This is a genomic window from Methylobacterium nigriterrae, assembly GCF_037106235.1.
Taxonomy (GTDB): Bacteria; Pseudomonadota; Alphaproteobacteria; order Rhizobiales; family Beijerinckiaceae; genus Methylobacterium; species Methylobacterium nigriterrae.
Genome location: NZ_JBAWTG010000137.1, coordinates 1 through 12,660, shown reverse-complemented (window position 1 = coordinate 12,660; position 12,660 = coordinate 1). Strand labels below are relative to the sequence as shown.

Sequence of the window (12,660 nt, the reverse complement as noted above, 5' to 3'; positions counted from 1 at the left end):
CGCGATCGGGGATCCGGACTTGGATGCGAGACATGGCACCCCTTCCATCAGGCGCCCCCAGCTCCAGATGCTAACAGACAGCCGACTTTGCCGTCCTAGAAAAAAAGCCGCCCGGAGGGCGGCCTTGGAAGAGTCTACAGGGAGGCATCAAACAGAGTGGACGGAGGTTCCACTCGACATCCAGACAACCGGATGCCCCCTTCATGAAGCGGAAACGTTAACGCGAAGTTAAGCCGCGTCCGCCTCAGGCCGCGAGGCTCTCGAACAGGCCGCGCCCGTCGACGCCGCCGACGAGGCCCTCCACGAAGTTCTCGGGATGCGGCATCAGCCCCAGGACGTTGCGGTTCTCCGAGTAGATCCCGGCGATGGAGTTGAGCGAGCCGTTGCGGTTCGCGTCGACCGTGAGGTTGCCGTTCTCGTCGCAGTACCGGAACGCGACGCGGCCCTCGCCCTCGACGCGCGCGAGCGTGTCGGCATCGGCGAAGTAGTTGCCCTCGCCGTGAGCGACGCAGACGTCGATGACCTGGCCCTGCGCGTAGGCCGAGGTGAAGCGGGTATCGTTGCGCTCCACGCGCAGCCGCTGGCGATGGCATATGAAGCGCCGGTTCACGTTGCGCATCAGGACGCCCGGCAGCAACCCGGATTCGCACAGGATCTGGAAGCCGTTGCAGATGCCGAGGACAAGGCCGCCCCGCGCCGCGTGCGCCCGCACCGCGTCCATCGCGGCCGCCCGCCCGGCGATGGCTCCGCAGCGCAGATAGTCGCCGTACGAGAAGCCCCCCGGCAGGACCGCGAGATCGGTGCCTTCGGGAAGCGCGGTGTCGGCATGCCAGACCTTGACGACCTCGGCGCCCGCGAGCCGCAGCGCCCGCGCCACGTCGGCGTCGCGGTTCGAGCCGGGGAAAACGACGATGGCCGCGCGCATCAGGCGATCTCGATCGCGTAGTTCTCGACCACCGTGTTGGCGAGAAGCTTCTCGCAGGCGCTCTTCAGCGTGGCCTCGGCCCCCGCCCTGTCGGTCGCCTCGATCTCGACGTCGAAGACCTTGCCCTGACGCACGCCGCCGACGTCCTGGATGCCGAAGGACTTCAACGCCGACTCGATCGCCTTGCCCTGAGGGTCCAACACGCCGGTCTTCAGGGTGACGATGATTCGCGCTTTCATGGCCTGGGACTCGTGTGGGCTGGTATGCGGGTCGAGGAGTGGCGATAGGGCGGAATGAACGCGCTGGCAACGATGGAGGCCCTGCGCGGCACGCCCGGCCTGACCCTGCTCCGGCCCGGGTCGGTTCAGCGCCGTGCTGTCGGCGGCGAGCGCAGCGGCTCGATGCTCGTCGCGCGGCGCCAGAGCTGCAGCATGATCCAGGCCGCGAAGAGGCTGAACAAGCCCATCAGGACATGCCCGACCCGATCGCCGAGGTCGAGAAGGCCGGCGAGCGCCCAGCCCGCCGCGATCGCGACGGCAAAGACCTCGGTCCCGACCAGCACCATCATGCTGACGATCGTGATGAGGTTGCGCGTGTTCACCGGTCGGAGTTCCGTCCAAAATCAGGCCAGAGCGGTGAGCCGTCGGCTCCCGCCAAGCGCGCAGTAGCCCGATTGCTCCGTCGAGCGCAACCACGGGCGGTCGGCGCGACGGGTTTGCGCCGGCCAAGGTCCTCGCGAACGCTCACCGCGATGCGGTGCCGGCACCACTCGGATGCCGGCGCGCGAGGCTCAGCGCGGCGCGCGCTTGGCGAGAATGCGCTGGAGCGTACGGCGATGCATGTTCAACCGTCGAGCCGTCTCCGAGACGTTGCGGCCGCAGAGTTCGTAGACGCGCTGGATGTGCTCCCACCGCACCCGGTCCGCCGACATCGGGTTCTCGGGCGGATCCGCCCGCTCGCCCGGCTGCGCCATCAGCGTCCCGTGGATCTCGTCCGCATCGGCGGGCTTCGCCAGATAGTCGAAGGCACCGAGCTTCACGGCGGTCACCGCCGTCGCGATGTTGCCGTAGCCGGTCAGGATGACGCCGCGCGCATCCGGCCGGCGCTCCTTCAGGCGCGCGATCACGTCGAGCCCGTTGCCGTCGCCGAGCCGCATGTCGATGACCGCGAAGGCCGGCGGCCGGGCCTCGACGGCCGAGACACCCTCGGCGACGCTCTCGGCGACCTGCACGTGGTAGCCACGGCTCTCCATGGCGCGGGCGAGACGGGTCGAGAAGGGCTTGTCGTCGTCGACGATCAGCAGAGAGCGGTCCGTGAAGGCCGCCAGCGGATCGTTCTCAGTGAGTGTCAGGGCCTCGGCGCCCGGCGCCGAAGTTCCGGTCTGCGTCAGCATCGACGCTCCTCCAGTTTCGTCGTGGTTGTTCAGAGGTTTATATAGGTGTTGGGTCGCGCTGCGTCAGGGGTCTTTGCAGATTCAATTCAGGCGACGTCTGCGGCGCCGCACCTCTCTCGAAGATGTGGCGCGCCCAGGAGATCCGCACGACGGCACCAGTTGTTCCCGGGGCCGAGGCATTCGAGAGCGAGAGCTGCGCGCCCGAGCGCTCGATCAGCGTCTTGGCGATGAACAGGCCGAGGCCGAGGCCGGCGCCGACCGTCTCGCCCCGCATCGAGCGGTCCGGGCTGCGGGTCGTCACGTAGGGCTCTCCGGCCCGCAGGAGGACCTCGCTCGAGAAGCCGGGGCCGTCGTCGCGGATCTCCAGCGAGACTCGGTCCAGTGTCCAGCGGGCCTCGACCACGACCCGCGATTCGGCGAAGTCGACCGCGTTGTCCACGATGTTCGCGAGACCGAACATCACGCCGGGATTGCGGCGGCAGACGGGCTCGGGTCCGTCGCCGCGGCTCGAGACGTCGAGGGCGGTTCCGAGGGCGCGCTGCGGGGCGACCAGTTCCTCGACGAGGTGGCTGAAGCTGACGGTCTGCAGGAAGCCGCCCTCGTCGCCGTCGAGGGAGGTGAGCTTCGACAGGATGCCGCGGCAGCGATCGACCTGCTCGCGCAGCAGGTTCAGATCCTCCGCCACCCCGGGCGAGGCCGTCGGCCCGAGCTGGCGGATCAGCTCCTTGCTGACGACCATGATGGTGCCGAGCGGCGTGCCGAGCTCGTGGGCGGCCGCCGCCGCCAGTCCGTCGAGCTGCGACAGGTGCTGCTCGCGGGCCAGCACCAGCTCGGTCGCGGCCAGAGCCTGCGCGAGCTGGCGCGTCTCCTCGGCGACCCGCCACGCGTAGACGCCCGTGAAGGCTGTCCCGAGCAGGATCGCGGTCCAGACGCCCGAGATGTACAGGAAGGGCAGCTCGATCCGGCCGTCCGCGAACCAGGGCAGCGGCCTGTGGACGAGGGCCAGGATCGTCGCGAGCCCGATGGCGAGGAGGCCGAGGGCGAGGGTGCGCTCGGGCGGCAGCGCGGTCGCCGAGATCAGAACCGGGGCGAGGAAGAGCAGCGAGAAGGGGTTCTGCAGCCCGCCCGTGAGGAAGAGCAGGGCGGCGAGCTGGATGATGTCGAAAGCGAGGAGAAGGGCCGCCGAATCATCGCTCAGCCGGTAGCTCGCGGGGAAGCGGATGCGCAGCGCGAGATTGAGCCACGACGAGGCCGCGATGACGAGGAAGCACCAGCCGAACGGCAGCGCGAGGCCGAGCCCGAACTGGGCCCCGACGACGGCCGCGCTCTGCCCGGTGATCGCCAGCCAGCGCAGCCGGACGAAGGTGTCGAGCCTCAAGTGGCGCGCATCACGGACGAAACCGTTCATACTCGTGTCGGGCATGGCCAGCAGACGATAGGGTCGGATTCGGGACGGTCCATAGCCCCCGCGAAGTCGTTATGCGACGATTCATACGGGAACAGGCATGATCATCTGGATGTTGCCCCGCGCGGGACAGTTCCCGGGTATTCGGGTGCAGCGAAGGCGGTTGTCATGGACTTGGCTTACTTCTGGTACGAGGGGGCTCGCGCCATGATGACGCCCGCGCGCGTCGGTGCCGACATGGTGCGGCACAGCCTGAGCAACCCCGCCAACCCGCTCTCCTACGCGCCGTATGCCCGATCGATGGCCGCGGGCTGCGAGATGTTCGAGCGCGTCACCCGCCGGTACGGCAAGCCGGATTTCGGGATCACCGCGACCGTCGTCGACGGCCTGACCGTGCCCGTGGCCGAACGTGTGGTCTGGGAGCGGCCGTTCTGCCGTGTCCTGACCTTTGACCGCGGCGTCGTGCGTAACGAGCAGCCCAAGCTTCTGATCGTCGCGCCGATGTCGGGGCATTACGCCACGCTCCTGCGCGGCACCGTCGAGGCGATGATCCCGAACCACCAGGTCTTCATCACCGACTGGGCCGATGCCCGCATGGTGCCGCTGACCGCCGGACGCTTCGATCTCGACACCTATATCGACTATCTCAAGGACATGTTCCGCGACCTCGGGCCGGACCTGCACGTGATGGCCGTGTGCCAGCCGGCGGTGCCGGTCGTCGCGGCCGTGGCGGTGATGGAGGCGCAGAGCAGCCCGTCGGTCCCGGTCTCGATGACGCTGATGGGCGGTCCGATCGACACGCGCCGCTCGCCGACCGCCGTGAACTGCCTCGCGCAGGAGCGCGGCCAGAACTGGTTCGAGCGCAACTGCATCACGTTCGTGCCGCCGCTCTACCCGGGCGCTTGGCGGAGGGTCTATCCGGGCTTCCTCCAGCTCTCGGGCTTCATGGCGATGAACCTCGATCGCCACGTCACGGCCCATGCGGAGATGTTCGATCATCTCGTCACGGGCGACGGCGATTCGGCGGAGAAGCATCGGGACTTCTACGACGAGTATCTCGCCGTGATGGACCTCACGGCCGAGTTCTACCTGCAGACGGTGAAGACCGTCTTCGTCGATCACGCGCTGCCGCGCGGAGAGATGCGCCACCACGGCGCGCCGGTCGATCTCGGCGCCATCCGGCGCTGCGCGATCCTCGCCGTCGAGGGGGAAAACGACGACATCTCGGGCGTCGGGCAGACGCTCGCGGCCCTTGAGCTGACGCCGAACCTCGCGGAGGCGCGCAAGGCCTACCATCTCCAGGACCGCGTCGGACATTACGGGGTCTTCAACGGCTCGCGCTTCCGCACGATCATCGCGCCGCGGATCGGGGCCTTCATCCGCGAGATGGCCGCGCAGCCCGCCGCGGCCGTTCCGCACCTGAGGCGGGTCGTCTGACGAACGCCGGGTTGAAAACGGGCCTGCCGAGCCGACCGCGGCTGGAGAGGCGCGCGTCGAGAGGGTAAGCTCGGCGTTATGCCTCTCGCCCTCCTGCGCCGGCCCGACCCCGAGCACCTCGACATCGTCCATGAGGGCGAGAGCTTCCGCGTCGCGGTGCGGCGGCGGCCGAGCGCGCGTCGCCTGACCCTTCGGGTCTCGCAGGCGACCGGCGAGGTGATCATGACGCTGCCGGCGCGCACCGCCATCGCCACGGCGCAACGCTTCGCCAAAAGCCACGGCGGCTGGATCGCGGCCCGCCTCGCTCGCGTCCCCGAGCGAGTCCCGTTCGCGGCCGGCGCCGCCGTTCCCTTGCGCGGCGTACCGCATCGCATTGTCCATCGGGGGCTGCGCAGCGGAGCGACGATGCTCGATTTCGTGGAGGGCGAGCCCGCGATCTCGGTCTCCTGCGAGGCCGCCCACGTCGCGCGCCGGGTGCGGGACCTGCTTGACCGGGAGGTGCGGCGCGATCTGTCGGCCGCGGTCGCGCGCTACGCGCAGACGATGGGGCAGGGACCCCGGCGCATCACCGTGCGGGACACGCGAAGCCGCTGGGGCTCATGCACGGCGCGCGGCGAGCTGAACTTCTCGTGGCGGCTGATCCTCGCGCCGCCGCTCGTGCTCGATTACCTCGTCGCGCACGAGATGACCCACCTGCGCGAGATGAACCACTCGAACCGGTTCTGGACCCTGCTCGGCGAGCTGTGCCCCCATGTCGACGAGGCGGAGGCCTGGCTCAAGCGAAACGGCGCCACGCTCCATTGCTACGGCTGAGCGGGTCGTCGCGGCCGCCCGGTCACCCCTTCGTGCGCAGCGCGCGCACGGCCTCCACGGGCCAGGTCGGACGCGGGTCGACCTGGCCAGGATAGAGCGTGCGCGGCGCCACGCTGTCGCAAACCTCGCGCTGGCGGACGATCGTGGCGTAGCCGTTCGCGTCGCGGCGGCGCACGTAGCCGCCCTCGTGGCAGAAGCCGGCGATCTCGGCCGAGCTGCCGTTGCGGCGCCCGTATGGATTGCGCGCGACGGGGGGATGCTCGATCGTCAGGGTTGCGCTCTCGTTGAGCGAGCGCTCGATATAGGTCGTCTCGCCGATCGGCAGCGGCTCGGCCGCCGCCTGCGAGAGACCGCCGAGGACGATGAGGGCCGGCAGGGCGAGGTGACGCATGGGGACGATCCGGTGCGAGGTGCTGCTCCGGTCCACAACTAGAGCGTCGCGGTGCGCTCGGATAGCTCATTATGGCAACAATGAGCCCGCGTTGCTCGCTTGACAGCGCACGGCCCAGCATGGTCGGAACACCGGGCTTTCGGCCCTTGCGCCCGTCTCGGCGCCGGGGTGCTCCTGAAGGGAACGGCACGTGAGTCTGCGAACTGGGCTGGATCGTGCAAGGCGTCTGAGTGCGGCGCTCGCCTTCGCGACCGCGGCGCTCGCGTGGCCCGCAGCGACCCCGGCTCTCGCACAGGGCATGGTCCGCAAGACCTTCGACGATTGGCAGCTGCGCTGCGAGACGCCCGCGGGTGCCAAGGCGGAGCAATGCGCCCTGGTGCAGTATCTCGCGGCGGAAGACCGCCCGAACCTGACGCTCGTCGTCATCGTCCTGAAGACCGCCGACAACCGCGGCTACCTGCTGCGGGTCGTGGCGCCCCTCGGCGTGCTCCTGCCCTCCGGCCTCGGCCTCAAGATCGACCAGACCGATATCGGCCGCGCCGGCTTCGTGCGCTGCCTGACGACGGGCTGCGTCGCCGAGGTGGTGATGGATGACGGTCTGGTCCGCCAGTTCAAGAGCGGCTCGCAGGCGACCTTCATCGTGTTCCAGACCCCGGAGGAGGGGGTCGGCATCCCGCTGTCGATGAAGGGTTTCGCTGGCGGCTTCGACAGCCTGAAGTAGGAACGGTGATCGGGAACGCGAAACGGCATGGCACAGATGAGCCGACGGGATCACGCGCAGCATCGGCGTCTCGGATATGCGGGCTGGGCGCTCCTCGGCGTTCTCGCCGCCACCGGGGCCCAGGCGCAGGACGGCAATTTCCTCTCGAACATCTTCAAGTATGGCGGCCCCACCGTGCCGCCGTCGCAGCCGCCGGATCTCGAGCCGGCCTATTGCCCGCCCGTGGACGTTGCCGAGGGCGGCGCCGCGCTTCAGGCCGCGGGCGGCCAGCCCGGCAACGCGGCGAGCATCCGCACGCAGTTCAGTCTCGGGCGCCTGGCCCGGGAATGTGCACGCCGCCAGGACGGCTCGATCACCGTGAAGGTCGGCGTGGAGGGGCGGGTGCTCCTCGGACCCTCCGGCAGCCCGGGCCGCTTCGACGTGCCGGTGACGATCGTCATCAAGCATGATGACAAGCCCGTCGTGACGCGCTCGCGCCGGACCTCGGTGACCGTGGCGCCGGGCGAGGTGCAGGGCTTCTTCTCGCTGGTCGAGGAGGATCTCGTGGTGCCGCCCGCGATGACGCGCGATTACGATATCGAGGTCGGCCTCGGGGGCGGCGGCGGCAAGGCCAAGAGCGCCGCGCGGCGCAAGCGTGCGCCCGCCGCGGCGCCCGAGAGCGCCGGGGCCGCGCAGTGATCGGCGCGGGCCGGGTGTCGAGGACGCGATCCTGAGCCGATCGAGCTTCGCGCGCCCCTGGCTCGGCCGGGAGACCGGCTTCCGAATCGAGTCTGCGGACGATCCCGTCTTCGGCCGTCGCCTCGTCCTGGCCGGCCGGGGCGGCGGTTGGGTTGTCTTGACCTATCGAGCCGATCCCGGCGCGCCTCCTCTCCGGCCGATGCTACGCCTCGTCCGCGAGGGCGGGATCGTGCAGGATCTCGCTCTGCCCGGCATCACCACCGAGCGGACGCACTGGCTCGGCCTCGTGCCGCGAGACGTCGCCGAGATCCGCCTCGCGATCGATCCGGGATCCGGCTTCGTCCTGGAGCGCGTCGCCCGACGCAGCAATGCAAGCCTCTTCGGGGAATGCGTCGTCAAGCGGCCCCTGAAGGCGCTGCCGGCGCTCTACGCGCTCGTGCGGCGGGATGAACGCCGCTTCCGAGACATCCTGCGCGGCGCCTGCGCCGTGACGCCGCTCGCCCGGTACGAGGCCTGGGCCGCCGCGCGCGGCGAGGGGGCAACCCGGGCCGAGTCGCACGCGCGACCGGCGATCCGCGTGGTGATTCCCACGCGCGCGGGGGAGGGGAGGGCGGTTGGCAGGACCCTCGAGAGCCTGGCCGAGCAGGCCGCCGCGCCGTGGCGCGCCGAGGTATGGTGGGAGAGGGGGGCGGAGGAGGCCGCATTCGCGCCCGACGCCCGGGTGACCCATCGAACCTGGGCGCAGGACCGGCCGCGCCGCGGGCTGCTCGCGGGAAGCGAGCCGGTCTGCATCGTCAGGCCCGGCGACGTGCTGTCGCGCGACGCGCTCGCGATCCTGGCCGCCCGGCTGTCCGAGGCCGATCTGGCCTACGGCGATGCCGAGATCGGCGGCCGCCCGCACCTGAAGCCCGACTGGAGCCCGGACCTCGCGCTCGCCATCGGCTATCTCGGCACACCGATCCTGCTCTCCCAGGCCCTGATCGCGCGCCTGCCCGATCGGCCGGCCGGTTCACTGGAGAGCTTCGCCCGCGATCTCGGCCTTGCGGCGGGCGCGGCTGCGCACCGGGTCGTCCACGTGCCGCGCGCCCTGTGCCGGAGCGAGGCCGTGCAGGACGATGCGGCCGCTCATGCGGACGCGCTGTCCCTCCATCTCGCGGAGACCGGCTCGTCGGCGCAGGTCCTTCGCCGTGAGGGCCGGGCCGACCTGCGTTGGCCGCTGCCGGCGCCCGCTCCGCTCGTCAGCGTCGTGATACCGTCGCGCGACCGGCTCGATCTGATCGCCCGCGTCTGCCGCGGCGTGCTGCACGAGACAGCCTATCCGGCGATCGAGGTCGTGATCATCGACAACGGCACGACGGATCCCGCGGTGCTTGCCCATTATGAGGACTTGCGCCGCGATCCCCGCATGCGCATCCGGATCGAGCCCGCGCCCTTCAACTTCTCGTCCATGGTCAATCGCGGCGTGGCGGTGTCGAGCGGCGAGATCGTGGTCCTGCTGAACAACGACGTCGCCGTGCTCAACCCGGCCTGGCTCGACGAACTCGTGCGGCAGGCCTGCCGGCCGGAGGTGGGCGCGGTCGGCGCCAAGCTTCTCTACGGGGACGGCACGCTGCAGCATGCGGGGGTCGTGGTCGGGCTCGGCGGCCGGGCCGGCCACATCCTGAGGCGACGGCCGGGCGACACGGCCGGACATCTCGGGCGCCTGCGGGTCGCGCACGAGGTCTCGGCCGTGACGGCCGCGTGCCTCGCGGTCTCGCGCGCGAAGTACGAGGCGGTGGGCGGATTCGACGCGCAGGCCTTTCCGGTCGATTTCAACGACGTGGATTTCTGCCTGCGCCTGGGGGCAGCCGGCTACAGGACGATCTGGACGCCGCACGCGGTGCTGGCGCATCTCGAATCCGTCAGCCGCGGCCCCGCGATCGGCGCGGCCCGCCGGCGCTTCGAGGCGGAGGCGGACCGTTTCGTCGAGCGCTGGCGCGCCACGATCCGTCACGATCCCTTCTATCATCCCGCCCTGTCGCTCACGACCTTCGGCGAGGATCTCGAATAGGTTCGGCCCGGTCCTGCCCGCGAAAAAATGGGGGCCGCCGGTGCGGGGCCCCCATCGTAACGGTTCGGCCCGGGCTCAAGGCCCGGGGTTCGTCACTGCACGAGGCGAGGCCCGCCCGTCTGCACCTTCTCGTTCTCGGACATGATGCCGAGACGCTTCGCGACCTCGGTATAGGCCTCGATCAGGCCGCCGAGATCCTTGCGGAAACGATCCTTGTCGAGCTTGTCCGAGGACTTGATGTCCCACAGCCGGCAGGAATCCGGAGAGATCTCGTCGGCGACGACGATGCGCATCATGTCGCCTTCCCAGAGGCGGCCGGTCTCCATCTTGAAGTCGACGAGGCGGATGCCGACGCCGAGAAACAGGCCCGACAGGAAGTCGTTGACGCGGATCGCCAGCGCCATGATGTCGTCGATCTCCTGCGGCGTCGCCCAGCCGAAGGCGGTGATGTGCTCCTCCGACACCATCGGATCATTGAGCTGATCGTTCTTGTAGTAGAACTCGATGATCGAGCGCGGCAGCTGCGTCCCTTCCTCGAGGCCGAGGCGGGTGGCGAGCGAGCCGGCGGCGACGTTGCGCACCACCACCTCCAGCGGGATGATCTCGACCTCGCGGATCAGCTGCTCGCGCATGTTGAGCCGGCGGATGAAGTGCGTCGGCACGCCGATATCGTTGAGGTGCTGGAAAACGAATTCGGAGATCCGGTTGTTCAGCACGCCCTTGCCGTCGATGATCTCGTGCTTCTTCGCGTTGAAGGCGGTCGCGTCGTCCTTGAAGTGCTGGATCAGCGTCCCGGGCTCGGGTCCCTCGTAGAGGACCTTCGCCTTGCCCTCGTAGATGCGACGGCGGCGGTTCATAGGCGTGTACCGTGGTTTGAGGAAGTCCATGGGCCGTGACTCCTGGGCGACGAAACGATGTGCGGAATCCGCGGCGTGGCGACCTGGAAGAAGGTCGGGCCGCGAGGGCGCATCGCTGTCGAAGGCCCCCGGCGACCGCCTCGCAAACTACCCGAAGCGGACTTTCAGCACAACGCGTTAGCCGCGCGGACGATCCCGCAGGGCCTCGGCGCAGGCTCGGGTGGAGCTCGCTCTCGGTGCAGCGGGGCCGTGGGCCTGCCGGCGGATACGGGGCGCGGACAGGAGCAACGCGCGGCCCTGCGGGTCAGGTCGTCTTCGAAGGATAGCGGCAGAGATCGCGGATCGGGCAGCGCGGACATTCGGGCCGCCGCGCCTTGCAGACGTAGCGGCCGAACAGGATGAGCCAGTGATGCGCGTTCAGCCGATAGGGGGCCGGCACGATAGCTTCGAGCCCGGTCTGGACCTTGTCGGTGGTTGGCGCCACGACGAGCGGGATGCGGTTGGCGACCCGGAAGATGTGCGTGTCGACCGCGATGGTCTCCTCCCCGAAGGCGACGTTGAGCACGACGCTCGCGGTCTTGGTGCCGACGCCGGGCAGCACCTCGAGGTGCCGGCGCGACCGCGGGACCGCGCCGCCGTGCTCCTCGACCAGGATGCGCGACAGGGCGATCACGTTCCTGGCCTTGGTGTTGAAGAGGCCGATCGTGCGGATGTAGTGCCGCACGCTCTCTTCCCCGAGAGCCAGCATCTTCTCGGGGCTGTCCGCGATCGCGAAGAGCGGCGCGGTGGCGAGATTGACGCTCCTGTCCGTTGCCTGGGCGGAGAGCACCACGGCGACGAGCAGCGTGTAAGGGTTCCGGTACTCGAGCTCGGCGCGCGGCTCGGGATTGGCCGCGCTCAGGCGCGCGAAGATCTCCGTGACGGTGGCGGGATCGACCGGTTCGGGCGCCGTGTCCACGCTTGCCGCGATCGGCCGGGCGAGGCGGCCCCCGACGCGCGCTTTCTGGACGGGGGTCGATTTCCGGGCGGCCATCCGTGCCTTATAGTGAGGCCATGGCGAGCGGCAACCTTACTGCCCATCCCGACGGGCTCGATCCGGACACGGTCGAGCGGCCGGTTTTCGCGGCGACCATCCGTCCGCACCAGTCGCTCGGGCGGACGGGGTTCCGCGCCGTGATGGGGGGCTGCTGTCTCGTCTCGCTCGTCGCGTCGATCTGGTGCTGGCGCATGGGCTTCTGGCCGGTCGCTGGCTTCTTCGGCCTCGACATGCTGGCGCTCTACGTCGCGCTCAAGGTGAGCTTCCGGCGCGGCCGCTCCTTCGAGGAGGTGATGATCTCGCAGATCGAGGTTCTCCTGGCGCGCGTCAGCTATCGGGGAGAGCGGCGCGAATGGCGCTTCAACCCGCTCTGGACGAAGCTCGCCACCGTCGAGGACGAGGAGTTCGGGTTGCAGCGCGTCACGCTCATCTCCCGCCGCGAGCAGGTCGTCGTGGCGCGCGACGCCTGCCCGGACGAGCGCGCGCGCGTCGCGAGGGGGATCATCGCCGCCCTTGCGCAGGTCAAGAAAGGGTATTGACGGCGCGCCGCCGCCACCCGCGGCCGCTGCGGCGACGACGCCTATCCGCACTGGCTGCAGGTCGGCCGCAGAAGGCGGATCGCCGTGCGTCCCGGCGGGGCGCCAGGCCCTGTCACGCGACCTTCGCCGAAAATTCGCAGGAACGTCACTTTGGGTGTTGACGCCGAGCGGGGCGGTCCGTATACCGCTGCTCATCGGCGCCGGCCGCGGGAGCGGAACGGTCGCTGAAACGTCTCTTGGATAATCTGGGCTGAACGGCTCGGCTACGGTCGAGCTTAGCCCTTTTTGTCTCTTAGGTTGCCGAGAGGCAGCCCGCTCTTTGACAACTGAATCTGAGGAAGAGAAGCGTGGACGGCTGTTGTCCTTGCGGCTTTGGGTTTTGGGCGGCTTTAGGGTTGTCTGGGATCTGGGGCGT

General features: G+C 69.5%; 14 protein-coding genes. 6 read left to right on the top strand and 8 right to left on the bottom strand.

What is annotated here, in order from left to right; all coding sequences use genetic code 11:
* Positions 1-244: 244 nt before the first annotated feature.
* The 5 genes from purQ to WDW90_RS30995 all read right to left on the bottom strand — a co-directional run bounded on the left by purQ (position 245) and on the right by WDW90_RS30995 (position 3,741).
* Positions 245-925 carry a phosphoribosylformylglycinamidine synthase subunit PurQ gene (purQ, locus tag WDW90_RS31015; RefSeq protein ID WP_336491388.1) on the bottom strand — a complete coding sequence of 227 codons (681 nt, stop codon included), beginning with the start codon at positions 923-925 and terminating at the stop codon, positions 245-247.
* On the bottom strand, positions 925-1,164 hold the full coding sequence (gene purS / locus WDW90_RS31010) for a phosphoribosylformylglycinamidine synthase subunit PurS (protein ID WP_336491386.1): 240 nt from the start codon (positions 1,162-1,164) through the stop codon (positions 925-927). Before purS ends, purQ begins: the two co-directional genes overlap by 1 nt.
* A 125-nt stretch (positions 1,165-1,289) precedes the next feature.
* Positions 1,290-1,526: a hypothetical protein gene (locus WDW90_RS31005; protein WP_336491385.1), complete on the bottom strand. Its 237-nt coding sequence runs from the start codon at positions 1,524-1,526 to the stop codon at positions 1,290-1,292.
* 189 nt (positions 1,527-1,715) lie between these two features.
* Complete coding sequence (locus tag WDW90_RS31000; RefSeq protein WP_336491384.1) at positions 1,716-2,318, bottom strand: ActR/PrrA/RegA family redox response regulator transcription factor; 603 nt, start codon at positions 2,316-2,318, stop codon at positions 1,716-1,718.
* A 37-nt stretch (positions 2,319-2,355) separates the two neighbouring features.
* On the bottom strand, positions 2,356-3,741 hold the full coding sequence (locus WDW90_RS30995; protein WP_336491383.1) for an ActS/PrrB/RegB family redox-sensitive histidine kinase: 1,386 nt from the start codon (positions 3,739-3,741) through the stop codon (positions 2,356-2,358).
* Positions 3,742-3,891: 150 nt separating this feature from the next.
* On the opposite strand from WDW90_RS30995, the gene WDW90_RS30990 reads away from it, so the two are divergent.
* Both WDW90_RS30990 and WDW90_RS30985 read left to right on the top strand, forming a co-directional pair.
* Positions 3,892-5,160: a polyhydroxyalkanoate depolymerase gene (locus WDW90_RS30990; RefSeq protein WP_336491382.1), complete on the top strand. Its 1,269-nt coding sequence runs from the start codon at positions 3,892-3,894 to the stop codon at positions 5,158-5,160.
* A gap of 78 nt (positions 5,161-5,238) precedes the next feature.
* Positions 5,239-5,973, top strand: coding sequence for a M48 family metallopeptidase (locus WDW90_RS30985; protein WP_336491381.1), 735 nt, complete (start codon positions 5,239-5,241; stop codon positions 5,971-5,973).
* A gap of 22 nt (positions 5,974-5,995) precedes the next feature.
* Here the strand turns inward: WDW90_RS30985 and WDW90_RS30980 are convergent, their stop codons facing one another.
* Positions 5,996-6,364, bottom strand: coding sequence for a hypothetical protein (locus WDW90_RS30980; RefSeq protein ID WP_336491379.1), 369 nt, complete (start codon positions 6,362-6,364; stop codon positions 5,996-5,998).
* Positions 6,365-6,554: 190 nt separating this feature from the next.
* Between WDW90_RS30980 and WDW90_RS30975 the strand changes: the two genes are divergently transcribed.
* From WDW90_RS30975 to WDW90_RS30965, 3 genes are all read left to right on the top strand, one after another.
* Positions 6,555-7,085, top strand: coding sequence for an invasion associated locus B family protein (locus WDW90_RS30975; RefSeq protein ID WP_431311157.1), 531 nt, complete (start codon positions 6,555-6,557; stop codon positions 7,083-7,085).
* A gap of 27 nt (positions 7,086-7,112) precedes the next feature.
* A complete protein-coding gene (locus WDW90_RS30970; protein ID WP_336491377.1) occupies positions 7,113-7,763 on the top strand; it encodes a hypothetical protein in 651 nt (216 codons plus the stop codon).
* A 199-nt stretch (positions 7,764-7,962) separates the two neighbouring features.
* Entirely contained in the window at positions 7,963-9,813 is a 1,851-nt protein-coding gene (locus WDW90_RS30965; RefSeq protein WP_336491389.1) for a glycosyltransferase, read from the top strand.
* 92 nt (positions 9,814-9,905) lie between these two features.
* Here the strand turns inward: WDW90_RS30965 and purC are convergent, their stop codons facing one another.
* Positions 9,906-10,700: a phosphoribosylaminoimidazolesuccinocarboxamide synthase gene (purC, locus tag WDW90_RS30960; RefSeq protein ID WP_150961889.1), complete on the bottom strand. Its 795-nt coding sequence runs from the start codon at positions 10,698-10,700 to the stop codon at positions 9,906-9,908.
* A 274-nt stretch (positions 10,701-10,974) separates the two neighbouring features.
* A complete protein-coding gene (gene nth / locus WDW90_RS30955) occupies positions 10,975-11,703 on the bottom strand; it encodes an endonuclease III (protein ID WP_336491375.1) in 729 nt (242 codons plus the stop codon).
* Positions 11,704-11,723: 20 nt separating this feature from the next.
* Between nth and WDW90_RS30950 the strand changes: the two genes are divergently transcribed.
* Complete coding sequence (locus tag WDW90_RS30950) at positions 11,724-12,245, top strand: DUF2244 domain-containing protein (protein WP_336491374.1); 522 nt, start codon at positions 11,724-11,726, stop codon at positions 12,243-12,245.
* The last annotated feature ends 415 nt before the right edge of the window (positions 12,246-12,660 follow it).